This is a genomic window from Acidobacteriota bacterium (assembly GCA_016712445.1).
Taxonomy (GTDB): Bacteria; Pseudomonadota; Alphaproteobacteria; order Caulobacterales; family Hyphomonadaceae; genus Hyphomonas.
In genome coordinates, this window is the sequence record JADJRB010000002.1 from 230,883 (window position 1) to 252,920 (window position 22,038).

Consider the following 22,038-nt stretch of genomic DNA (forward strand, 5'->3'; position numbering starts at 1 on the left):
TTGCATACACGGCGTAACAAATCCTTGCCGGACAGACCCCGGATTGTTTGATACCTTAACGTCTGCGCACGGCATTTGCGCAGGGAGAATCCAGCCTTGAGTGATCCTGCTACCCAGAAATCGCCGCTGGCCGATGTGCGCGAACTGATTCTGAAGCCGATCGAGCCGGACGTCGCGTCCGGCGACAAGGTCCGGGCGGCCCTGCTCGGCATGGGCCGGGAAGGGGATTTCGGAAAGCTGGGCGAGGCGGCCGAATGGCTGGCGCGCTGGCAGCGTCGTTTCCCGCCGCGGATCGAAAAGCCGACGCTTGCCATATTCGCGGGGTCTCACGGGATCGTCGATGCCGGCGTCTCTTTGTCGAGCAATTCCGACACGCGCGCCCACATCGATGCGCTGACCCAAGGCCGCGCTCCGCTCTCGGCAATCGCGACCCAGGCAGGTGCCAACGTGCGTGTGTTCGAGCTGGCGCTCGACCGGCCGACGCCGAGCATCGCCAAGGAAGCGGCGATGACCGAGCGCGAGTGCGCGGCAACGATCGCCTACGGATTCGAAGCCGTCGAGGACAAACCTGACCTTCTGGCGATCGCCGTTTCGGGCGCCGGCGTCGGCACGGCGGCCGCTGCGGTGGCGTGTGCACTGTATGGCGGCTCGCCGGACTACTGGGTCCGGCCAAGTGCGCAGACGGAGGCCTCCCTGTCGGGCAAGCGCAGCTCGCTGGTCAGCGACGCGCTCCGCCTGCACAGAGGCCATCTGTCTGACCCTCTGGAAGCACTTCGCTGCCTCGGCGGCCGCGAACTCGCCGCGTGTGTGGGCGCCATCATCGCGGCCCGTCACCAGAGCATCCCTGTCGTGCTGGACGGCTTTGCTACGACCATCGCGGCGGGCGTTGTGCATGCGGTGATGCCGTCTGCGGTGAGCCATTGCCTCGCCTCCCACATCACCCAGCGCCCCGCCCATGAAGCGTCGCTCGAGCGGATAGGTCTGTCGCCACTGCTGCAACTGCAATTCCAGACTGGCGGCGGGCTGGGATCGGCAACCGCAATCGGGCTGCTCAAGACCGCCTGCGCGCCCTTCATTGCCAAGCCGGCTTCCGCATGACGCAGGGGCAGTGCGGCATTCTTTACGTTTACGTGCACGTCACCTTGCCAGCGCGCACTTTTGACTGACATAGAGGGGCCAAGAGGCCCACAGAGACTCCGGAGGAATATCGGCCATGAATCTAGACTTTACGCCTGAAGAGACTGCCTTCCGCGACGAAGTGCGCGCCTTCATCCGCGACAACTATCCGCGTGAACTGGCCGGCACCGGAACCCGCGAAGACCTGACGCGCGAACAATTCCTCGCCTGGCACAAGATCCTCGGCAAGAAGGGTTGGTCAGCGCCCGCCTGGCCGAAAAAATACGGCGGCACCGGCTGGACCTCCACGCAGCGTTACATCTGGTCCGAAGAAAACGCGCGCATGGACACGATCATGCCGCTGCCGTTCTCGGTCTCGATGGTCGGACCGGTCATCTACACGTTCGGCAACGAGGAGCAGAAGGCGAAACACCTTCCGGGCATCCTGTCGGGCGACGTCTGGTGGTGCCAGGGTTATTCCGAGCCGGGCGCAGGGTCTGACCTCGCCAGCGTCAAGACGACGGCCGTGCGCGACGGCGACCATTATGTGATCAACGGCCAGAAGACCTGGACCACGCTGGCGCAACACGCCGACTGGGGCTTCTTCCTCTGCCGCACCGATCCGACCGCGAAATCGCAGGAGGGCATCAGCTTCATCCTCGTAGACATGAAGACGCCCGGTATCGAAGTGCGCCCGATCAAGCTGATCGACGGCACGCATGAAGTGAACGAGACCTGGCTGACCGACGTGCGCGTTCCGGTCACCAACCTGATCGGCAAGGAAAACGAAGGCTGGACCTACGCGAAATTCCTGCTGGCGCACGAACGGTCCGGCATCGCCGGCGTGGCGCGTTCCAAGCGGGGCATCGAACGGTTGCGCGACATCGCGTCAAGCGAAGTCATCGACGGCGAACCGCTGATCACCAACGGCGACTTCGCCCGCAAGATCAGCCAGCTCGAGATCGACCTGACGGCGCTTGAGTTCACCGAACTGCGCACGCTGGCATCGGAAGCAGCCGGCAAGGGCCCCGGCCCCGAAAGCTCGATCCTGAAAGTGAAGGGCACCGAGATCCAGCAACGCCTGACAGAGTTGACCCTGGAAGCCGTCGGCAACTACGGCGCACCCTATGCCCGCGGCATGGATGGCCACGGCATCAACGATTTCAACGTCGGACCAGAGTATGCGAACTTTGCCGCCGACACCTACTTCAACATGCGCAAGACTTCGATCTATGGCGGATCGAACGAAATTCAGCGCAACATCATTACAAAGATGATCCTCGGCCTCTAAGGCGCGCGGACTGGGAGGACTCACATGGATTTCAATTTCACTGAAGAACAGACGATGATCCGCGACAGCCTCGCACGGCTGATCAAGGACCAGTATGACTTTGACACCCACCGCAAGGTGGTCGCCTCGAAAGAAGGCTGGCGTCCGAAGATGTGGGCGCAGTTCGCCGAACTGGGCCTGCTTGCTGCCCCGTTCAGCGAAGCCGATGGCGGCCTCGGCGGCGGTCCGATCGACGCGATGGTCGTGATGGAGGAGTTCGGCAAGGGACTCGTGGTCGAGCCCTTCGTGCAGACGGTCGTTTGCGCCGGCGGCTTCCTGAAGCGCGGCACCGACGCTCAGAAGTCTGAGCACCTGGCCCCGCTGATTGCCGGCGAGCGCGTATTCGCATTCGCTTACGCCGAGCCGAAAGGCCGCTACAATCTCGCCGATCTCGAGACGACCGCCAAGAAAGACGGCGCCGGCTACAAGATCTCCGGCCACAAGGCGGTGGTCGTGGGCGCCCCCTGGGCGAGCCACCTGATCGTCACGGCACGGACGGCCGGCGGTCGCCGCGATACCAAGGGCATCGGCGTGTTCATCGTGCCGAAGGATGCCAAGGGCGTCACCACGCGCGACTATCCGACGGTCGATGGCCGCCGCGCTTCCGAAGTGCATTTCGACAACGTCTCGGTCGGTGCCGACGCCGTGATCGGCGATGCGGGCAACGGCCTGCCGCTGATCGAGCGCGTGACCGATGAAGCAATCGCAGCCCTCTGCGCCGAAGCTTGCGGTGCCATGAAAGTGGCGCAGGCCATGACGGTCGAATATTCGCGGACGCGCAAACAGTTCGGCACTGCCATCGGCAAGTTCCAGGTCCTGCAGCACAAGATGGTCGACATGTTCATGGAGGCCGAACAGTCGGTTTCGATGACCTACATGGCCACGCTGAAACTGGACGAAGACGACGTGACGCGGAAGAAGGCGGCATCGGCTGCCAAGGTCCGGATCGGGCAGGCCGGCCGTTTCGTCGGCCAGAACGCCATCCAGATCCACGGCGGCATGGGCATGACGGACGAGCTCGCCATCGGCCACTATTTCAAACGCCTGACGATCATCGACTCCGAATTCGGTAACGTCGACCACCACCTCAAGCGGTACACGGATCTTTCTGCTGCTGAAGTGGCCGTCGCGGCCGAATAAGGCTTAGCCGGCAATCTGTTTAGGGCGGGGCTGGAGCGATCCGGCCCCGCTTTTATTTTGCGCCGTCTGCGAGCGCGCTCTGGATCAGAGCAATGGCTGTGTCGTGTGAGAGTCGGCTGCGTGCGCGGGCACGGGCATTGCGGGAAAGCTCTACGCGGCGCGCCGCATTGTTTACAAGGTCAAGTATCTCGGCTTCCAGCGCGGCCGGGCCATTTGCGACAATGACCAAGTCGTCCAGCACGTCACCGAACCCTTCAAGCGCAAGAGGGTAGGCAATCGTCGGCATTCCGAGGAGCAGGTATTCCGCGACCTTGATGCTGACCCCCGTGGCAAAGCGTGTCGGGGCGATCCCGATGGCGTTGGCGCCGCCGAGGCTCTCGAGCGACTCCACCCGGCCGAGCACCTTGACGTTCGGGAGCGCGGCGCGCGCAGGCGTCAGCGTGCGGCCGATCGAGCCCGCGATCTGGAGTTCAAGGTCCGGCGCCTTGGCAGTCAGGACCGGCCAGATATCGTCGAGGAAATGATTGATCGCTTCCGTGTTGCCGCCATGCACGGTGCCAATGAAGACGAGCCGAGGCTTTCCCGTGTCCTCCGTCGGCTGATAGTCCGGCGCATCCGGCGGCACCCAGGCCATTTGCACCGATGGCAGGTGCAGCTTCACTTTCGCAAGTTCGTTGGCCGAAGCGTAGAAGATCAGGTCGCAGCTCGATAGCCAGTCGATTTCGGTCTCGAGGCTGGTCTCGTCGAAGTCGATCACCTGGCCGCCTTCGCGGAAGCGCTCGGCGCGGTCGGACAGGAGGTCATGCATCAGGCAGGCGTGCAGCGTCCTAGATTTCAACCGCTTCAGGGCGGGCCCCATCGAGCTGTATTCCGCTAGCGTGATGGCCGCTGGTTGCGCATCGCAGGTCCGAGCCACGATCTCGGCTTCGTCCCGACTGATCTCCTTTCCGAGGTAGCTTGGAATGACGATGTTTGCACCCAGGCGGCGCGCCGCCTCCTTGACCAGTCGCACGGCAAATCGCGCGTAGATCCGGGGCGAGAGCGACCAATATCGGTTGCCGATCTTCAGAGCGCGTGGCCAGACGATCTCCCTGGCGAGCGAGGACAAGCGCGGATGCACGCTCGCCCAAGGACGGTTTCCGAACGACTGGTAGGGGGCGAATACGATCCGGATATCCATGCCGGCCCGCTTCACCATGCGCATGAACGTCTCGAGATACGCGCCATTGCCGGTCGACATATTGTCGAGTTGGCGCTGCACCAGCAGGTCCATCACGGGGCGCGTTGAGGCGGCAGAAGAGGGGGAATCGGACATGAACCAGCGCGGCAGTTGGAGGACGCGTCCGGCAATGCAAGTCCGTGGCCAGCAGGACAAGCCCTGAAAGCGAATTGGCGTCCGTATATTCGCGTCAGGGGCGAAGTTCAGGCTGCGCGTGCGCGCAATTCGGCGATCGACTCTCTCGCCTCTTCGCAGGCTTCACGCAGTTCGGGGGCCGCATCGCCTTCGCTGCTGGCCACATGCGCAGCGATGAGTTTCAGCGCTTCATCGATCACGGCGAGATGAAAAGCTGCCGACACGTCGCGGTTATCCAGCCGCGTGCGTTCACCTGTTATGTCGAAAATGCAATTCATAATAGAAAACTACACAAATTCCCCTTTAAGTAAATGGCATTTGAGTGCCATATCCCGAAAGGTTGTGAAATCGTGGGGCGTTCAGCCCTTTGCCCAGAGCGTTTCGAGGTCGCGGGCCATTGCCTCGGACTTCCGGGCAATCGCATCCGGCACCCGGAAGCCGACGATGGCTGTGCCTTCCAGCGAGCTCGTTTCGGCGGGCGCCACGGGCCAACGCGCGCCGGTAATCAGGTTGGCGCCGAGATCCGCCAGATGGTCGCCGAACTCCGCCTCGCGGCCGTCCCGGAACAAGGGCAGCCACAGGAGGATCATTCCGGTTGGCCAGCGCTTCAGCGCCTTCGGTGTCCACAATGCGAGCGCTTCGATGTCGCGGCGCGTTTCATAGCTCGGGTCGGAGAAAACGATGATCTGTTCATGCCCGCGCGGCGCCAGCTTCAGCGCGCCGGCATACCCATCCGCCTCCCGGATCATCACGCGCGGGTCCGCGCCGACATTTTCGGTCAGTGCCTTGAACTCGGCAGGGTGGCGTTCGAACAGGACCAGGCGCGCCGAGGCGGGAAGACGCGCGAGCGCGACAGCAGGCGAACCCGGATAGTCCTTTTCCGTCCGTGAGCGGACGAGATCGAGCCAGTCACCGAATCCGTCCGGCGCCTTGCCCTTCAACAGGGCACGGATGCCGGCATCGGCCTCCCCCCCCTTGGTGGCCTGGGCGCCGGTCAGGTCGTACCGTCCGCGCCCGGAGTGCGTCTCCACGTAGAGCAGCGGACGCGGCCTCTTGGCCGCGTCGCGCAGGACAAGGTCCAGTACGGCGTGCTTCAGCACGTCCGCGCGGTTGCCCGCATGAAAGCCGTGCTGGTAGGACAGCATTGCCGGACCGGACTCCTGGTGCCTATTGCTGGCCGAGGCTTTCCTTGCGGGTCGCTTCGAATTCGTTACCGGCATACCATGTCGGCCAGTCAGCCGACTTGGCGATGTCGCGCCCGAGTTCGAACAACACCTTCACGTTTTCTTCGGTGCCGGAGAGGTCCCAGCTGTCCGAATACTCGTCCATCGGCTTGTGGTAGCGCTCGGCTGTGTAGGCCGCCGCCGCAGCTTTGCCGGCCGCGATGCCACCCTCCAGCTTGTCGTCGCCGCCATCAGCATACAGCATCGGCACGCCTTTCTTGGCGAACGAGATATGGTCCGAACGGTAGAACGATCCGGCTTCGGGGCGCGGGTCGGGCTTGATCTCGCGGCCGGTTGCGGCGAGCAGCGCCTTGAGGCGATCCTCGAGTTCAGACGCACCATAACCCACGACCACCATGTCCTTGGTCCGGCCGATCGGCAACGCGCCATCGATGTTTATGCCGGCCACGATCTTGTTCAGCGGCACGGTCGGTTGCTCGGCGTAGAAAGCAGAGCCAAGCAGGCCGGACTCTTCCAGCGTCACAGAGACGAACAGGGCCGACCGGTCGAGCGTTTCAGCTTTCATCGCCTCGGCAATCTCCAGCAGGGCCGCCACGCCGGTGGCGTTGTCGACGGCGCCGTTGAAGATGTCGTCCTCATAGAAATCCTGGCCTTCCTTGCCGGCCTTCTCACCGGTCTTCTTGCCGAGGTGATCCCAGTGGGCCGTGTACAGAACATATTCGTCCGGCTTGGTCGTGCCGGGGATGACGCCGACCACATTCCGGCTCGAGCCGGGCTCGATGGTCTGGTGAATGCTGGCACGCAATTTCAGGCCATCAAGCGCGACCGGCTTGAAGCCCGGCGTCTTGGCCGCCGTCTTCATGGCTTCGAAGTCGAGGCCGGCCTTCTGGAACATTTGCGCGGCCATATCGCGCGTGATCCAGCCTTCGAGCTGCGCGCGGCTGTCGCCGCCGTCGGGACGCACGAGGTCGGATTGCGCGCCTGTCCACGAGCCGCTCACGACTTCCCAGCCATAGGCCGCCGGTTCGGTCTCGTGGATGACGAGCGCCGCGGTGGCGCCCTGGCGTGCGGCTTCCTCGAACTTGTAAGTCCACCGGCCATAGTAGGTCATCGCGCGGCCATTGAAGAGCGCCGGATCACCGGTGGCATATCCGGGATCGTTGACAAGGATCAGGACGGTCTTGCCCTTGTAGTCTTGGCCTGCGTAGTCGTTCCAGTTGTACTCGGGTGCCACGGCGCCGTAGCCGACGAACACGACATCGGTTGGGTCGAAGGAAACCGTGTCGGTATTCTGGTGCTTGGTCCAGTAGACGGCCTGGTCCTTCATCGCGAGCGACAGCTCGTCGCCGTCCGGCCAGGTGACCACCAGCTCCGAAGTGGCGGGGTCGACCGTCTGGTTCACCATCTTCACTTCCTGGAAGAAGGTGCCGTTGTCGCCGCCGGGCTCAAGCCCGATACGCGCCATTTCGGCGGCAATCCAGGCGGCCGAAGCTTCACCGGCCGGCGTCGACGGGCCGCGCCCTTCGAACGCGTCATCAGCGACCGTCTTGATGCGCACTGCCAGGTCGGCAGCGGTGATTTCCGGCGTTGTGGCTTCCGGAAGCGGCAGCAGCAGCTCTTCAGCCTGCACTTCCGGTTCGGCGGCCGGCACGGCGGCATCCGGCGCACAGGCCGTCAGCGTCAGTGCGGCTGCGGCGGACAGTAGGGCAAAACGTAGGATCATGTCGGGTTCCCCGCGAGTCATGTGGGCCGGTTGACCGGCCTGATTTTCAGATGCGCAGGGTCTGGCACGTCGCGCCGGGAGCATCAAGCAGCGCCGGTCGATTTGGTCGCCGCCCTGCGATTGAGGCCTTGTCACTGTGCGTTCAGCTGCAAACTCTATAGAGGTCAAACACCGGGCGCCTGCGCCCCATAGAGGTGAGTCGGATGTTCAGAACCGCTGCAGACAGCATCAGCCAGCGCGCGCGCATCGCACTGGGGGCCTTTGCTGCCCTGTTCGGCGCGATGTGCCTGCCGGCCTGCGCCCACCCCGTCACCATCGGCGCCCTCAAACCGGCCGTACCGGTCGAGGCCGCGTTCCTGCCGGACCAGAACCTCTTCATTGCGGCAGACGGCGCGAAGCTGGGGCTCACCGTCTGGCCAGCCGAGGGCACGGACGATCCCGAATATGTCGTCGTCGGTGTCCACGGCATGAGCGATTATGCCAACGCGTTCCACATGGCGGCGCCTTACTGGGCGGCAAGGGGCGTGACCACCTACGCCTACGACCAGCGCGGCTTCGGCCGCTCCCCCAACAAGGGCTTCTGGCCGGATGAAGAGCTGATGCGCCAGGACCTGCGCACGGCTGTCGATGTCGCCCGCAAGCGTCACCCGAATGCGATTATCACGGTTGTTGGCATCTCCATGGGCGGGTCGGTCGCGATGACCGCTTTTGGTTCCGATGATCCGCCGAAGGCCGACCGCCTTATCCTCTCTGGCCCCGGCCTGCGGGGCTGGGGCGCGATCAACCCGCTCTACCGGGTCAGCCTCTACGCATCGGCCCACATGAACCCCGGCTGGATCGTCGTGCCGCCGGCCGGTTTGATCAAGATCGAGCCCTCGGACAACATCGCCATGCTGCGCCGGACCTGGTCGGACCCCAACATGACCTATGAGAACCGGATCGACGCGGTCTACGGCCTCGTCACGCTCATGGAACACGCCAATGATGCAGCCGCGCGGCTGCCTCGGACTCTGCCCGTGCTGGTGTCCTACGGTGCGAAGGACATCGTGGTGCCGGAAAATGGCGTGCGTCGTGTCGCGAAGCTGCTGCAGCCCAACGTGCGCACGGTCTACTATCCCAACGGCTACCACATGTTGCTGCGTGACCTGCAGGCTGAGCGCGTGCACGCCGACTACCTCGCCTTCATGAAGGATCCCGCCGCGCCTATGCCGAGCGGCGAGACCGAGTGGCCTTTCCGCCACCCGTGCCTGCAGATGGCCGAAATCAAGACGAGCCCGACGGGTTGTTGAGGCAAGGCATTCACCTGCCGGCCGGTGGATGAACAGCCGCCGCCGATGCAGTAAGCCTTTCCACAGCTGTAGGCCCCTTGTGGCGCCGGTCGCGTGGACAAATATACAGGCATCTGCCAATCCTGTTGGCAACCGATTCAGCCCGTCATTTCAAAGGCTCCCTTGATGTCCAATATCCATGAGACCGCCCTCAACCTTGTGCCGATGGTTGTCGAGCAGACCAGCCGGGGCGAGCGGGCCTTCGACATCTTCTCGCGCCTGCTGAAAGAGCGGATCATCTTCGTGACCGGCGGCATCGACGATGGCGTGGCGGCTCTGACCACGTCGCAGCTGCTGTTCCTCGAATCCGAGAACCCGAAGCGCGAAATTGCCATGTATATCAACAGCCCGGGCGGTTACGTTTCGTCCGGCCTGGCGATCTACGACACCATGCAATACGTCCGCTGCCCGATTTCCACGGTCTGCATCGGCCAGGCCGCCTCAATGGGCTCGCTCCTGCTTGCCGCCGGGGAAAAGGGGATGCGCATCGCGCTGCCTAACGCGCGTGTGATGCTTCACCAGCCGTCGGGCGGCTATTCGGGCGTCGCAACCGACATCGAGCGCCATGCCGAAGAGATTATCGAATTGAAGCGTCGTCTTAACAATATTTATGTCCGCCACACGGGCCAGCCCTACGAAACCATCGAGCGGACTTTGGACCGGGACACCTTCCTGACGGCCGAACAGGCCATGGAATACGGCATTGTAGACAAGGTTTACGAGCGCCGGACCGCGGAAGACGAGAAATAATCGGCATTTTGCCACGTGCGGCCCGCCCCTTGCAGGCTTGGCGAACAACTATAGACTTAAACCATCGGATCGCGTCACGGCGGGCTTTAAAGCCTGCGTTAAGCGTTTCGAGGCATTGAGGAAGTTATGACGAAGCAAACCGGCTCCGGCGACTCCAAGAATACGCTCTACTGCTCTTTCTGCGGAAAGAGCCAGCATGAGGTGAAAAAGCTCATTGCTGGGCCGACCGTGTTCATTTGTGACGAGTGCGTCGAACTCTGCATGGACATCATTCGCGAGGAGAACAAGACCTCCGCGATCAAGTCCCGTGAAGGTGTCCCGACGCCGCAGGAGATCTGCGATGTGCTGGATGACTATGTCATCGGCCAGCGCCACGCCAAACGCATCCTCTCTGTCGCCGTCCACAACCACTACAAGCGCCTTTCCCACGCCGGCAAGGCGGACGGGGTGGAGCTCTCGAAATCCAACATCCTGCTCGTGGGCCCGACCGGGTGCGGCAAGACGCTACTCGCCCAGACGCTGGCGCGCATCCTGGATGTGCCGTTCACGATGGCGGATGCCACGACGCTCACGGAAGCCGGCTATGTCGGCGAGGATGTCGAGAACATCGTCCTCAAGCTCCTCCAGGCGGCTGACTACAATGTCGAGCGCGCCCAGCGCGGCATCGTCTATATCGACGAGATCGACAAGATTTCCCGCAAGTCTGACAACCCCTCGATCACGCGCGACGTGTCGGGCGAGGGGGTGCAGCAAGCGCTCTTGAAAATCATGGAAGGCACTGTTGCGGCGGTCCCGCCTCAGGGTGGCCGGAAACATCCGCAGCAGGAATTCCTGCAGGTCGACACGACGAACATCCTGTTCATCTGCGGCGGCGCCTTCGCGGGTCTCGAGAAGATCATCAATGCGCGCGGCGAAAGCGCCTCGATCGGTTTCGGCGCGGCCATCAAGGACGCGAATGAAAAAGGCGTTGGCGAAACCCTGCGCGGCACCGAGCCGGAAGACCTGCAGAAGTTCGGTCTGATCCCTGAATTCATCGGCCGTCTGCCGGTCATCGCAACGCTGGAAGACCTCGACGAGAAAGCCCTCATCCAGATCCTGACCCAGCCGAAGAACGCGCTCCTCAAGCAGTACCAGAAGCTGTTCGACATGGAGAGCGTTGCACTGACCTTCACGCCGGAAGCGCTTGTGGCGGTGGCCCGCAAGGCCATAGGTCGCAAGACCGGCGCGCGCGGTCTGCGTTCGATCATGGAAGGCATCCTGCTCGACACGATGTTCGAACTGCCGAACCTGCGCGGTGTCGAGGAAGTCGTGATCAATGCCGAAGTGGTGGAAGGCAACGCCGAGCCGCTCTACGTGCACGCCAACAAGACCCAGACCGAAGCCGGCTGAGATCGCCTGGCATCAACGATCAAGAAGCCCCGGTTCGCGCCGGGGCTTTTTCATTCGGGCAAGTGCAGCGTCAGGATGTCGATGCGCGGCGGCATGTTGAACCGCAAAGGCAGGTTGCTCATGCCGGTGCCCGTGGTGATGTAGACGAGCCGGTCACCGCCGTCTGAGGGATACACCTGCAGCTCCCTGTCGAAGTCCCAGATGGTCGGGATCACGCGCTTGAAGAAGAACGGAACGCGCAGCTGGCCGCCATGTGTATGCCCGGCGAGCATGAGGTCGTAGGCAAAGTTGTCGGGCACATAGAGCGCAGTATCGGGGTTGTGGGTCAGCAGAAGGACCGGAACGCCTTCCGGCAGGCTCGCGGAGAACCCGAAATCCTGACGCCGCTGCCAGAGGTCGGATGCGCCGGCTACGATCACGCGGTGGCCGCCCAGCTCCGTGTCGAAGGCGCGGTTCTGCGGAATCAGCGCGCCGGCGTCCTGCAAGGCCGCCATCAGCGCATCCGTCAGGTCATTGCCCGGATAGCCGACATCATGATTGCCGAGCACCGCGTACAGCGGCGCGTCGAGATCGCCGAGCGGCGCAAACAGTTCGGGCACATCCTCCGTCCTCGGCCAATAGCTGAGGTCTCCGGCCAGGAACACGCCGTCTACATGTTCGGCATTGATCCGCCGGACGATCCGGGTCAGCGGCATGGCGCTCGGAAAGATGCCAAGATGCGTGTCGGAAAACAGTGCAATGCGGATGCTGGGTGACGTTTCGGTGGCGCCCGGCAGCGCGATCGTCGCCCGGTGGACAACCAGCAGGTGCGGCTCGACGAACCGGGCCCAGGCGAGCGGCAGCGAGACGACCAGCAGGCCGGCGACCGCGAGGCGCGCGCGCCCTTTCAGGCGGAGCATCAGCCCAAGGCAAACGAGGGCAAAAGGAAACCACGCGAAGCTTCCCCAGAAGATCAGCAACTTGAGCATGCGGTCTCTTGGTCTGCCTTGATGGCAAAGAAATGGCCAGCATCCGGAGATGCTGGCCACATTGGTCTGGCGTTAAGCCGTTCCAATTACATCTTGTAGTACATGTCGAACTCGACCGGGTGGGGATGGAGTTCGAAGCGCATGTTCTCTTCCATCTTGAGGTCGATGTAGCTGTCGATCTGGTCGTCGTCGAACACGCCGCCTTTCTTGAGGAAGGCGCGGTCTGCATCGAGGGCGCTGAGCGCTTCACGCAGCGAGCCGCAGACCTGCGGGATCGCCTTGGCTTCGGCCGGCGGCAGGTCGTACAGGTCCTTGTCCATTGCATCGCCCGGATGGATCTTGTTCTCGATCCCGTCGAGACCAGCCATCAGCAGGGCGGCGAAGGCGAGGTAGGGGTTCGCCATCGGGTCCGGGAAGCGGGCTTCGATGCGCTTCGCTTTCGGGTTTGAGCCGAACGGAATGCGGATCGAGGCCGAGCGGTTGCGCGACGAATAGGCGAGCATGACCGGCGCTTCGTAGCCCGGCACGAGACGCTTGTAGCTGTTCGTCGACGGGTTGGTGATCGCGTTCAGCGCTTTCGCGTGCTTGATGATGCCGCCGATATAATAGAGGCACATGTCGCTCAGGTCGGCATACTTGTTGCCGGCGAAGAGCGGCTTGCCGTTGCCCCAGATCGACTGGTGGACGTGCATGCCCGAGCCGTTGTCCTTGTACATCGGCTTCGGCATGAAGGTCGCCGTCTTGCCATACGACGCGGCCACATTGTGGATCACGTATTTGTAGAGCTGCATGCGGTCGGCCATCACGGTCAGCGTCGAGAACTTGAGGCCAAGCTCGTGCTGGGCGGGCGCCACTTCGTGGTGATGTTTCTCGGGGTCGAGGCCGATTTCACCCATGATCGTCAGCATTTCGCCGCGCATGTCCTGCTCGGAGTCGATCGGCGGAACGGGGAAGTAACCGCCCTTCGGGCCCGGACGGTGGCCGAGGTTGCCCATCGGATACTGCTTGCCGGTGTTCACAGGCAGTTCGGTCGAGTCGAAGCTGTAGCCGGTATTGTGCGGATCGAGCGACCAGCGCACGTCGTCGAACACGAAGAACTCGGCCTCGGGACCGAAGAACACGGTGTCGCCGATGCCCGACGCCTTCACATAGGCTTCGGCTTTCTTCGCTGTGGTGCGCGGATCGCGGTTATAGGCCTGGCCGGTGATCGGATCGAGCACGTCGCACATGACGGCGAGCGTCGTCTGCTGGAAGAACGGATCGATGATCGCGGTCGACTGGTCCGGCATCAGCAGCATGTCGGATTCGTTGATGGCCTTCCAGCCGGCGACGGACGAGCCGTCAAACATCTGGCCTTCGGAGAAGAAGTCTTCACCGACCATGCCCTTGTGGAACGTCACGTGCTGCATCTTGCCGCGCGGATCGGTGAAGCGAAGATCGACGTACTGGACGTCCTGTTCCTTCATCTTCTTGTAGAGTTCATCAGCCATTGATTTTGCCTTCTGGTGAGCTGTTTGTGCTGTCTGATAGGAGGGCGCACGAAAGCGCCGTCGGCATGTCTAGAGCGCGGCGTCGCCGGTTTCACCGGTACGAATGCGCACAGCGTCGATAACATCCGAAACGAAGATCTTTCCATCCCCGATCTTGTCCGTGTGGGCCGCTTTCTTGATCGCCTCAACCGCGCCTTCCACGGCGCTGTCGGCGAGCACGACCTCGATCTTCAGCTTCGGGAGGAAGTCGACGACATATTCCGCGCCGCGATAGAGTTCGGTATGGCCACGCTGACGACCGAAGCCCTTGGCTTCGATTACGGTCATGCCCTGGAGGCCGATTTCCTGAAGGGCTTCCTTCACGTCGTCGAGCTTGAACGGTTTGATGATAGCTTCGATCTTCTTCATGCGTGGTTCTCCCCAGCCGCCGGGTTAAGATTTCAATCGTGCGTATGAGGTGTTGCCGGGCTAGGCGAGGGCCAGACGCGGGAGTCGGGCTGGCTGCGCGGCTCATGGTAAATTATTGAGCGCCCCTGCCTAACGATTAGGCAGCCATTCTCGCCCCCAAAATGGAGAAAATGACGCCTGCGTCACTTTTCACTGTTGGGCCTGCATGCTACACGGGCGGCAGTATCCGGAGACCGCCAATGACCGTTCAGCCCTTCGTCCATCCCGATCGCCGCGCTGCAAAATTCCGCCCCCTTAAGGCTTGGAACCACATGCAGAAGCTGATCGCTGACAAGGAAGACACCGAGCAGGTCTTCCACATCATCGAAGCGCTGAACGGCAAATCCTTCGAACAGAATTTCTGGGCTTTCGCTGCGACCGAAGCCGGCCAGAAGCTGCTCGCCGAAAAGCCGTACCTGCCGCCGCTGCTGGACGACCACACCTGGATCCGTGCCATGCCCGAAGGCACGGTCGGGCGCGCGTATGTGGAGTTCATGGAGCGCGAGGGGCTCAGCGCACAGGGGCTCGTCGATGAGAGCATGAAGTTCCGCAACAAGGTGCAGGAACACGACGACGACATGCTCTGGTATGGCAACCGCCTGCGCGATACGCACGATCTCTTCCACGTGCTCTCCGGCTACAACCGCGACGCGCTGGGCGAAGCCTCGCTGCTTGCGTTCACCTACAGCCAGCAGCCGGGGCTCGGCGTGATCTTCATCTCCTTCATGGGTTGCCGCACCATCGCCAGGCACGCCCCGAAAGGTGCGCGCATCATGGATTGCTTCTGGGAAGGCAAGCGCAACGGCGCGGCCGCCCAGCGCATCATCCAGCAGGATATTGTCGCGCTGATGCACGAGCCGCTCGAAGCCGCCCGTGCACGTCTCGGAATCGCGCCGCCAGTCATCTACAAGGAAACTCTCGCGCTCCTGACGCAGCACGGCTACACGCCCACGCTGCAGCCGCAGGTGATGTCGACCGACGCGGTCGCGGCGTGATCTATCTCGTCCGGCACGGGGAAGCGGCGGCCGGGTGGGGCGACCATCCGGATCCGGGTCTCAGCGATCTTGGCAAGGCGCAGGCCGAAGCGGTGGCGCAGATCCTCGAATCGCTCGGCGCCTCTTCCGCAATCTGCAGTCCGATGCAGCGTTGCCGCGAAACCTCCATGCCGTTCGCCCGCGCCCGCAGCCTGACGCCGCGCATCGTGCCCGAGGTCTCGGAAATCGTTGCGCCCGCCGGCACGCCGGACCGGCGTGAGTGGTTGAGCGGCCTGATGACGGGCACGTGGACGGCTGCAGGCCCGACCTATTTGGACTGGCGCACTGCGCTCGGCGCGTGCGTGTCAGCATTGCCAGATGAAACCGTGGTGTTCAGTCACTTCGTGGCCATCAACGCCCTTTGCGGCCTGCTCGAAGGCGATGACCGTGTCACCGTGTTCCGCCCGGGGCACTGCTCGGTCACCCGGCTCGAGCGCCGTGATGGCCAGTTGCGCGTGGCAGAATACGGAAGCGAATCCGCAACCCGCGTGCTATGAGCTGCCCGCATGGGCAGACCTATCCTTACACCGCAGGAAATGCGCCGCGCTGAGCAGGCGATTTTCGATGCGGGCACCGACAGCTTTTCCGTCATGCAGCGCGCCGGCGAGGCGGTTGCCGAATTCGTGCACGCGCACTGGCCGGAAGGCGACATCCAGGTCCTGTGCGGCCCGGGCGGGAATGGCGGCGATGGGTTCGTAGCCGCCGCCGCGCTGGCGAAACTCTGGCGCAAGGTGCAGGTGTATTGCGTTGTTCCAGTGGCCGAGCTGAAAGGCGACGCCGCCAGGGCCGCCGCGCTCTGGGAAGGCCCGGTCGGCACCCTTGAGGAGGCGCTGACGGCGCCCCACGAACTGGTGCTCGACGCGCTTTACGGCGGCGGTCTGTCGCGCCCGCTGGAGGGCGCTGCGGCGGCACTGGCTGAACGCCCGGCGCGGGTGGTTTCCGTTGACGTGCCATCGGGTATCGATGGCGCGGCGGCGCGCCCGCTTGGCCCGTGTTTCCGCGCCGAGGGCACGATCACCTTCGCCGCGCTGCGGCCGGCGCACGTGCTGCTGCCCGCTGCCGCCTATTGCGGCGGCGTGATGGTCGCCGATATCGGTATTCCCGTTCAGTCAACGGTAGTCGAAAACAGTCCGGCGTTGTGGGCGCCCGCGCTGCCACAGCCAGGGCAGGGCGACTACAAGCACCGGCGCGGACATCTGAAGGTGGTCAGCGGCGGGCCCTCATCGACCGGCGCAGCGCGCCTCGCGGCCAAGGCCGGCCTGCGCGCGGGCGCGGGCCTCGTCACGCTCCTTTCGCCCCCATCGGCGCTGATGGTCAATGCCACCCACCTGACCGCCGTCATGCTGTCATCCGTGGACGGAGCAGAGAGCCTCGCCGAGGCAGCCACCAGCGCAAGCGTCGTTGTCATCGGCCCGGCCGCCGGCGTGACGCCGCAGACGCGCGGCTATGTCGCGACGCTGCTGAAGTCTCCGGCGCGCTGCGTGCTGGACGCGGACGCGCTGACGGTGTTCGCGGAGGATGCGTCGGCCCTGTTCGCACAGCTTCGGCCCGGCGACGTGCTGACGCCGCACACCGGCGAATTCCAGCGACTGTTCGGCGACCTGCTCGAAACCGCGCCCAACAAGATCGAAGCGGCCCGAGCAGCGTCGGCCAAGGCCGGCTGCGTCGTCGTCGTGAAAGGCGCCGACACCGTCATCGCAGCGCCAACCGGCCACGCCATCGTCAACACCCACGCCACCCGCTGGCTCGCGACGGCCGGCTCGGGGGACGTTCTGGCCGGCATCCTCGCCGGATTCATGGCGCAAGGTGTCGACACTTTCATCGCCGCGGCGATGGCCACATGGATCCACGGAGAGGCCGGCCGCCGCATCGGGGCGGGACTGATCGCCGAAGACCTGCAAATGCAACTGCCGGACATTCTCAGTGCGCTGCACGGCGAACTGGCCGGCTAGCCGCCGTCAGTGACCCATGAGCCGCCCGAGGGGTCGTCCGTCGACGATCTGGTCGAGGTATTCGCTCATGCCATAGCCAACTTTCCCGTCGCACCGGTACTCGGTCATCGCTTCGGTGATACGGGTGGTCAGCTCCTGACCATCAGGCGCAACCCGCCGGTTGCGTAGCGGGATCAGCGACAGCACCCGTCCGCTCACGGAGTAGCTCTTCCCGCCCTTCGTCCTGATCTTCGCCGACAGGTCGGTCTGGTACTCGTTCTCGTCCCAATTGCTGCTCAGCTCGCATTCGATGATGTCGTCATAGATTCCGTCCCGGTAGACCATGCCGCTGGGCCGTGCGCCGCCCTTGCCGTCGCTCATCACGTTGAACATCATGCCGAAGTCCGGGCCGAAATTCATCGGGCACCAGCGATACCATTCGATGGCCTGCCAGTGCCGCGGACCCCATGACTTGTCGCGCAGCCCATGTCCGTCAAGGTCAAGACGAACGCCGTCGCACTCGATGTAGCCTTTCGCGGCGCAGTGCTGCTCGTAGTGGGCCTTCGCGAATGACTTCTCGGGATCGACCTCGATTGCCGATCCGTCGGCCTTCAACACTTCGCCGCCATACATCGGCGACAAGCCCGTGTAGGTGATGTCCATGCGGCAGGGCAGGCGCGGATTGCTCCGGAAGGCCGCTTTCGGATCCGCCATCTGCAACGGCTCCTTCATCACCAGAAGCTCACCGGTATAAGTCACACGCAGCGTCTTGAACGGCTCGACCACTTCGATCTTCAGGCCGCCGGCATTCATTTCCTCGTTGCCGCTGATGGCCGGCCGCGCGAACATGAATCCGACCCGGCCGTCCGGAAAATACACACACATCGACATCTCGGCATACTTCTGGTTCGGGCGGTTGCCGATCCGGAACCAGGCGCCGGCCCGTTTGCCCGCGTCGAACACGTTGAAATACATGCTCTCGTTGTAGTTCTCGGCGGTGCCCGGATCGTGCGGGTACTCGTCCTCGGGCAGGAGGCGGACCTGAAAACCTTCTGCTGCAGCGGCCATGATGCGTCTCCCGGTCTCGTTTCAGGCGAGAGCATGCCACGCGCGGGCAGGGGTGCAAGGCTGACGTGGAGGCATCAGTATTCGCCGCAATCGGCTGATTTGACTGGTGCGGATGAGAGGACTCGAACCTCCACACCTTACGGCGCTGGAACCTAAATCCAGTGCGTCTACCAATTCCGCCACATCCGCACGTCCCGCGCCTCTTACGCGAGGCATCCGCCCGGGGCAATCGCCTGCCGCGACAGGGGGTCTGCGGCCAGCTGCACTCGCCCGCCACGCGGCGTGGACAGGGCCTGTCCTGTATGACATAAGCCGCCGCTTCAGGCAGGATTCAGCGTATCCGGGGCCCCAGGCGGCACCCCCGGCGATGCTTCATTGACGAAAGACGTGGACATGGAAGTCACTCAGACCAAGGCAGAAGGTCTCAGCCGCACTTTTGCGGTGAAGGTTACCGCCAGCGAACTGCAGGCAAAACTGGACCAGCGGATCGAGGAGATCCGCCCGACGATGCGCCTCAAGGGCTTCCGTCCGGGCAAGGTGCCGGCGGCGCATGTGCGCAAGATGTACGGCCGCGACCTGATGGGCGAGATGATCGACAAGCTGGTCAACGAGACCAACCAGAAAGCCCTGGAAGACAATTCGCTGCGCCCCGCCGGCCAGCCGAACGTCCACATGGAAGGCGACATCGAGAAAGTCGTGAAGGGTGAGGCTGACCTTTCCTATCACATGCACGTCGACGTGATGCCGGAGTTCACCCCGGTCGAGGCCGCCAGCCTGACGATTTCGCGGCCGGTCGCCGAAGTGACCGACGAGCAGATCGACGAGTCGCTCGGCCGGATCGCCAGCCAGAACACGAAATACGAGCCGCGCGAAGAAGGCGCCGAAGCGGTCGATGGCGACGCGGTCGTGATCGATTTCGTCGGCAAGATCGACGGCGAGGCCTTCGAAGGCGGCGCGGCCGAACAGCAATCGGTCGTCCTCGGTGCAAACCGCTTCATCCCCGGCTTCGAAGAGCAGCTGCTGGGCGTCAAGGCAGGCGACACGAAAGACCTGAACGTCACCTTCCCGGAAGACTACCAGGCCGCCAATCTCGCCGGCAAAGCCGCGGTGTTCGAGACGAAAGTCCACGAAGTGCGCGCACCGAAGACGCCGGAAGTCGATGAAGAGTTCGCCAAGGGCCTCGGCCTCGAAAGCCTCGAGCAGCTGCGCGGCCTCGTGCGCGACCAGCTCGCCGCCGAGCACAACAACGCGTCGCGCGCCAAGGCCAAGCGCGACTTGCTCGACAAGCTCGATGCCGCTCACAGCTTCGACCTGCCGCAAGGCATGGTGGAGCAGGAGTTCAACCAGATCTGGCAACAGCTGCAGGCTGAAATGGATGCCGGCCGCGTCACCGCCGAAGACAAGTCGAAGCCGGAAGACGATCTGAAAGCCGAGTACCGCAAGATCGCCGAACGCCGCGTGCGTCTCGGCCTTGTGCTGGCCGAAATGGGCCGCATCTCGGACGTCCGCATCACCGAGCAGGAAGTGAACCAGGCCCTCATCCGTGAAGCCCGCCAGTATCCGGGGCAGGAGCGTGAAGTCGTCCAGTTCTTCCAGAAGAACCCGGGCGCCATGGCCCAGCTGCGCGCGCCGATCTACGAAGACAAGGTCGTCGACCACATCCTGTCGGTCGCCACGGTCGAGGAAACCACGGTTTCGCGCGACGACCTGTTCAAGGAAGATGACGCTTAAGCGCTGACTTCATTCGAAAAACCAGAAGCCGGCCCGGTCCTACCGGGCCGGCTTTTTCATGGCCGCAGATGCAGGCAGGGCCGTCTTGGTAAACCGGTATTAACCAGATCACCGGCAAGTTCGGAGCGATACCCGAATCTGAGGATTACGCCGCCCATGACGGTCCAGAGCATACGCCCCCAGCTGACCGAGGAAGACATCCTCCGCCTGATGCGCGGCGAAACGCCCGAGCAGCGCGCCTCTGTGGCGCACCGGCTGTGCCGCCGCATTGCGCTCGACGTGCTCACCGACAAGGAAAAGGCGTTTGCCGAGGAAATCATCGGCATCCTCGCCGAAGACGCCGCCGATCTCGTCCGGCGCACGCTGGCCGTCACGCTGCGCTCATCCCCCATCCTGCCGCGCGAAATCGCGCTGAAGCTGGCAGCCGACATCGAGGCGGTCGCCATCCCCATCCTGCAGGATTCGCCGGTACTCACCGACGAAGACCTGGTCGAGCTGGTGCTCGCCGTCTCGGCCGCCAAGCAGGCCGCGATCGCCAACCGCGACGCGCTGTCGATTACCGTCACCGAAGTCATCTCCGAGAGCGGCGCCGTCGAAGCCGTGCGGGCGCTCGCCGCGAACCGCGGCGCCGAGTGGACCGACAAGGCCTTCGACGACACCCTCCGCCGTTTCGGCAAGGACGAGATCGTCCAGTCCGGCCTGATCCGGCGCGACTTCATCCCAACCCATATCGCCGAGAAGATGGTGTCGCTGGTTTCGGGGCAGTTGTTCGACATCCTGGTGAACCGTCACGAGCTGCCGGCCCAGCTCGCAATCGACCTCGCAGCCAGCGCGCGGGAGCGCGCAACGGTCGATCTCGTCGAACAGGCTGGCCGCAGCAACGACCTGCCGCGATTTGTCACCCAGCTGAACCTCAACGGCCGCCTGTCGAACTCGCTGATCATGCGCGCGCTGTGCTGCGGACAGATGCGCTTCGTCGAGCATGCGCTGGCCGAACTGTCAGGCGTTGCCCACCAGCGCGTCTGGCTGATGATCCACGATGCCGGCCCCCTCGGGCTCCAGGCGGTGTTCGACCGTGCCGGCCTGCCGCGCAAGATGCTGCCCGCGTTCAAGGCGGCGGTGAACGTCTTCCACGAGACCCAGCATGACGGCGGCCAGAATGATCGGGCAAGGTTCCGTGCACGGATGATCGAGCGCGTACTCACGCAGTTCCAGGCGATCCCCAAGGAAGACCTCGACTACCTGCTCGACAAGCTCGACTATTATTCGGAAATGGCAGCCCGCGAAGACGAAGGCACCGACGCAGCCTGAAGTCAGGCGTCAGCGGACGGCGCAATCGCGCCAGCAACACCTATCGCGTCGAGATAGTCGCCGTCGCGCCAGCTGGCATGATCGGCGACGACCAGAATGCCGGCTGCCTTGGCGAGTTGCGCCACGTCGCAGAGTTCGTTCGAAACCTCCAGGGCGTCTGCATCCACGCGGATCGTATCGATCAGGATACGGAAGCTTTCGGTCAGCGGTGTCTGCCACGAATGGCGCATGTCCACCCCGACGCGGAAACCGGCGCGGCGCAGGCGCGCAATCCGGGACGTGCTGTCTGCCGGATCGCCCGAGAAGGCGGAATCCGTGAACATCAGGCAGAATTCCTGCTGGCAGAGGATCGTCCGGCGCACGGCTGCATCGCACGCAACCGCCGTGTCGGGATCGGCGAGGCTTGCCATCGGCGCGGCGACGAGGATCGGCCGGTGCGGCATTTCCTGCGCGCAGGCTGCCGTGGCAACCCGCTCCAGCCGTCCGGCCATCCATTTTGCCGCGCTGGGCAGGTCCGTCGCCGAGGCAGGCCCGAACGAAACGCGCTCTTCGAACTCGATCGGCTCATCGGCGACCAGGCCAAGCGAATCGCCGCCCAGCAGGTGCACGACCTGCTTGAAGCGGACGGCCGGCGCCTGCGACGGGCGCACAAGGCTGGTATTCGGGCGAGGGAAGGGGCGCATCGGATATCCTCTTTGCGTCGCATGTCGGGCTCTTGCCTTCCCTAACGGTTGGAGTTGAACA

General features: G+C 63.7%; 20 protein-coding genes and 1 tRNA gene. 11 read left to right on the forward strand and 10 right to left on the reverse strand.

Annotated elements, in window-relative coordinates; genetic code table 11:
* Positions 1-96 precede the first annotated feature (96 nt).
* The 3 genes from IPK75_14065 to IPK75_14075 all read left to right on the forward strand — a co-directional run bounded on the left by IPK75_14065 (position 97) and on the right by IPK75_14075 (position 3,586).
* Complete coding sequence (locus IPK75_14065) at positions 97-1,098, forward strand: nicotinate-nucleotide--dimethylbenzimidazole phosphoribosyltransferase (protein MBK8199475.1); 1,002 nt, start codon at positions 97-99, stop codon at positions 1,096-1,098.
* 115 nt (positions 1,099-1,213) lie between these two features.
* The gene (locus tag IPK75_14070) at positions 1,214-2,407 is read left to right on the forward strand and encodes an acyl-CoA dehydrogenase family protein (protein ID MBK8199476.1); all 1,194 of its coding nucleotides are present in this window, start codon (positions 1,214-1,216) and stop codon (positions 2,405-2,407) included.
* A 24-nt stretch (positions 2,408-2,431) separates the two neighbouring features.
* Positions 2,432-3,586 (forward strand): acyl-CoA dehydrogenase family protein, encoded by a 1,155-nt coding sequence (locus IPK75_14075; protein ID MBK8199477.1) that lies wholly within the window; start codon positions 2,432-2,434, stop codon positions 3,584-3,586.
* A gap of 52 nt (positions 3,587-3,638) precedes the next feature.
* On the opposite strand, the gene IPK75_14080 is transcribed toward IPK75_14075, so the two are convergent.
* From IPK75_14080 to IPK75_14095, 4 genes are all read right to left on the reverse strand, one after another.
* Positions 3,639-4,901 (reverse strand): glycosyltransferase, encoded by a 1,263-nt coding sequence (locus IPK75_14080; GenBank protein MBK8199478.1) that lies wholly within the window; start codon positions 4,899-4,901, stop codon positions 3,639-3,641.
* Between the two features lie 107 nt (positions 4,902-5,008).
* Complete coding sequence (locus tag IPK75_14085; GenBank protein MBK8199479.1) at positions 5,009-5,218, reverse strand: hypothetical protein; 210 nt, start codon at positions 5,216-5,218, stop codon at positions 5,009-5,011.
* A gap of 81 nt (positions 5,219-5,299) precedes the next feature.
* Complete coding sequence (gene rlmJ, locus IPK75_14090; protein ID MBK8199480.1) at positions 5,300-6,085, reverse strand: 23S rRNA (adenine(2030)-N(6))-methyltransferase RlmJ; 786 nt, start codon at positions 6,083-6,085, stop codon at positions 5,300-5,302.
* Between the two features lie 22 nt (positions 6,086-6,107).
* Positions 6,108-7,847, reverse strand: coding sequence for a M28 family peptidase (locus IPK75_14095; GenBank protein ID MBK8199481.1), 1,740 nt, complete (start codon positions 7,845-7,847; stop codon positions 6,108-6,110).
* 203 nt (positions 7,848-8,050) lie between these two features.
* Between IPK75_14095 and IPK75_14100 the strand changes: the two genes are divergently transcribed.
* The 3 genes from IPK75_14100 (at position 8,051) to clpX (ending at position 11,314) form a co-directional block, all read left to right on the forward strand.
* Positions 8,051-9,136, forward strand: a complete 1,086-nt coding sequence (locus tag IPK75_14100) for an alpha/beta hydrolase (protein ID MBK8199482.1) — start codon at positions 8,051-8,053, stop codon at positions 9,134-9,136.
* Between the two features lie 165 nt (positions 9,137-9,301).
* Entirely contained in the window at positions 9,302-9,925 is a 624-nt protein-coding gene (locus tag IPK75_14105; protein ID MBK8199483.1) for an ATP-dependent Clp protease proteolytic subunit, read from the forward strand.
* Between the two features lie 126 nt (positions 9,926-10,051).
* On the forward strand, positions 10,052-11,314 hold the full coding sequence (gene clpX / locus IPK75_14110; protein ID MBK8199484.1) for an ATP-dependent Clp protease ATP-binding subunit ClpX: 1,263 nt from the start codon (positions 10,052-10,054) through the stop codon (positions 11,312-11,314).
* Positions 11,315-11,364: 50 nt separating this feature from the next.
* Here the strand turns inward: clpX and IPK75_14115 are convergent, their stop codons facing one another.
* From IPK75_14115 to IPK75_14125, 3 genes are all read right to left on the reverse strand, one after another.
* Complete coding sequence (locus IPK75_14115; GenBank protein MBK8199485.1) at positions 11,365-12,213, reverse strand: metallophosphoesterase family protein; 849 nt, start codon at positions 12,211-12,213, stop codon at positions 11,365-11,367.
* A gap of 155 nt (positions 12,214-12,368) precedes the next feature.
* Positions 12,369-13,772, reverse strand: a complete 1,404-nt coding sequence (gene glnA / locus IPK75_14120) for a type I glutamate--ammonia ligase (GenBank protein MBK8199486.1) — start codon at positions 13,770-13,772, stop codon at positions 12,369-12,371.
* A gap of 69 nt (positions 13,773-13,841) precedes the next feature.
* Positions 13,842-14,180 (reverse strand): P-II family nitrogen regulator, encoded by a 339-nt coding sequence (locus IPK75_14125; protein ID MBK8199487.1) that lies wholly within the window; start codon positions 14,178-14,180, stop codon positions 13,842-13,844.
* A gap of 239 nt (positions 14,181-14,419) precedes the next feature.
* Here IPK75_14125 and IPK75_14130 point away from each other — a divergent pair, with 239 nt between their 5' ends.
* The 3 genes from IPK75_14130 to IPK75_14140 are packed head-to-tail and all read left to right on the forward strand — an operon-like array spanning position 14,420 to position 17,205.
* Positions 14,420-15,214, forward strand: a complete 795-nt coding sequence (locus IPK75_14130; GenBank protein ID MBK8199488.1) for a hypothetical protein — start codon at positions 14,420-14,422, stop codon at positions 15,212-15,214.
* On the forward strand, positions 15,211-15,750 hold the full coding sequence (locus IPK75_14135) for a histidine phosphatase family protein (protein ID MBK8199489.1): 540 nt from the start codon (positions 15,211-15,213) through the stop codon (positions 15,748-15,750). The genes IPK75_14130 and IPK75_14135 overlap by 4 nt, the downstream gene beginning before the upstream one ends.
* Before the next feature lie 9 nt (positions 15,751-15,759).
* Positions 15,760-17,205: an NAD(P)H-hydrate dehydratase gene (locus IPK75_14140; GenBank protein ID MBK8199490.1), complete on the forward strand. Its 1,446-nt coding sequence runs from the start codon at positions 15,760-15,762 to the stop codon at positions 17,203-17,205.
* A 6-nt stretch (positions 17,206-17,211) separates the two neighbouring features.
* Here the strand turns inward: IPK75_14140 and IPK75_14145 are convergent, their stop codons facing one another.
* Both IPK75_14145 and IPK75_14150 read right to left on the reverse strand, forming a co-directional pair.
* Positions 17,212-18,252, reverse strand: coding sequence for a hypothetical protein (locus tag IPK75_14145; protein ID MBK8199491.1), 1,041 nt, complete (start codon positions 18,250-18,252; stop codon positions 17,212-17,214).
* 104 nt (positions 18,253-18,356) lie between these two features.
* Positions 18,357-18,441, reverse strand: a tRNA-Leu gene (locus IPK75_14150).
* Positions 18,442-18,645: 204 nt separating this feature from the next.
* On the opposite strand from IPK75_14150, the gene IPK75_14155 reads away from it, so the two are divergent.
* Positions 18,646-19,983, forward strand: a complete 1,338-nt coding sequence (locus IPK75_14155; protein ID MBK8199492.1) for a trigger factor — start codon at positions 18,646-18,648, stop codon at positions 19,981-19,983.
* Between the two features lie 156 nt (positions 19,984-20,139).
* Positions 20,140-21,294 carry a DUF2336 domain-containing protein gene (locus IPK75_14160; protein ID MBK8199493.1) on the forward strand — a complete coding sequence of 385 codons (1,155 nt, stop codon included), beginning with the start codon at positions 20,140-20,142 and terminating at the stop codon, positions 21,292-21,294.
* A 2-nt stretch (positions 21,295-21,296) separates the two neighbouring features.
* Here the strand turns inward: IPK75_14160 and IPK75_14165 are convergent, their stop codons facing one another.
* On the reverse strand, positions 21,297-21,977 hold the full coding sequence (locus IPK75_14165; protein MBK8199494.1) for an EAL domain-containing protein: 681 nt from the start codon (positions 21,975-21,977) through the stop codon (positions 21,297-21,299).
* Between the last annotated feature and the right edge of the window lie 61 nt (positions 21,978-22,038).

Coding starts and splice junctions, on each gene's coding strand:
- IPK75_14070 (MBK8199476.1), top strand. CDS start 1,214: ATGAATCTAGACTTTACGCCTGAAGAGACTGCCTTCCGCGACGAAGTG.
- IPK75_14075 (MBK8199477.1), top strand. CDS start 2,432: ATGGATTTCAATTTCACTGAAGAACAGACGATGATCCGCGACAGCCTC.
- IPK75_14080 (MBK8199478.1), bottom strand. CDS start 4,901: ATGTCCGATTCCCCCTCTTCTGCCGCCTCAACGCGCCCCGTGATGGAC.
- IPK75_14085 (MBK8199479.1), bottom strand. CDS start 5,218: ATGAATTGCATTTTCGACATAACAGGTGAACGCACGCGGCTGGATAAC.
- rlmJ (MBK8199480.1), bottom strand. CDS start 6,085: ATGCTGTCCTACCAGCACGGCTTTCATGCGGGCAACCGCGCGGACGTG.
- IPK75_14095 (MBK8199481.1), bottom strand. CDS start 7,847: ATGATCCTACGTTTTGCCCTACTGTCCGCCGCAGCCGCACTGACGCTG.
- IPK75_14100 (MBK8199482.1), top strand. CDS start 8,051: ATGTTCAGAACCGCTGCAGACAGCATCAGCCAGCGCGCGCGCATCGCA.
- IPK75_14105 (MBK8199483.1), top strand. CDS start 9,302: ATGTCCAATATCCATGAGACCGCCCTCAACCTTGTGCCGATGGTTGTC.
- clpX (MBK8199484.1), top strand. CDS start 10,052: ATGACGAAGCAAACCGGCTCCGGCGACTCCAAGAATACGCTCTACTGC.
- IPK75_14115 (MBK8199485.1), bottom strand. CDS start 12,213: ATGCTCCGCCTGAAAGGGCGCGCGCGCCTCGCGGTCGCCGGCCTGCTG.
- glnA (MBK8199486.1), bottom strand. CDS start 13,772: ATGGCTGATGAACTCTACAAGAAGATGAAGGAACAGGACGTCCAGTAC.
- IPK75_14125 (MBK8199487.1), bottom strand. CDS start 14,180: ATGAAGAAGATCGAAGCTATCATCAAACCGTTCAAGCTCGACGACGTG.
- IPK75_14130 (MBK8199488.1), top strand. CDS start 14,420: ATGACCGTTCAGCCCTTCGTCCATCCCGATCGCCGCGCTGCAAAATTC.
- IPK75_14140 (MBK8199490.1), top strand. CDS start 15,760: ATGGGCAGACCTATCCTTACACCGCAGGAAATGCGCCGCGCTGAGCAG.
- IPK75_14145 (MBK8199491.1), bottom strand. CDS start 18,252: ATGGCCGCTGCAGCAGAAGGTTTTCAGGTCCGCCTCCTGCCCGAGGAC.
- IPK75_14155 (MBK8199492.1), top strand. CDS start 18,646: ATGGAAGTCACTCAGACCAAGGCAGAAGGTCTCAGCCGCACTTTTGCG.
- IPK75_14160 (MBK8199493.1), top strand. CDS start 20,140: ATGACGGTCCAGAGCATACGCCCCCAGCTGACCGAGGAAGACATCCTC.
- IPK75_14165 (MBK8199494.1), bottom strand. CDS start 21,977: ATGCGCCCCTTCCCTCGCCCGAATACCAGCCTTGTGCGCCCGTCGCAG.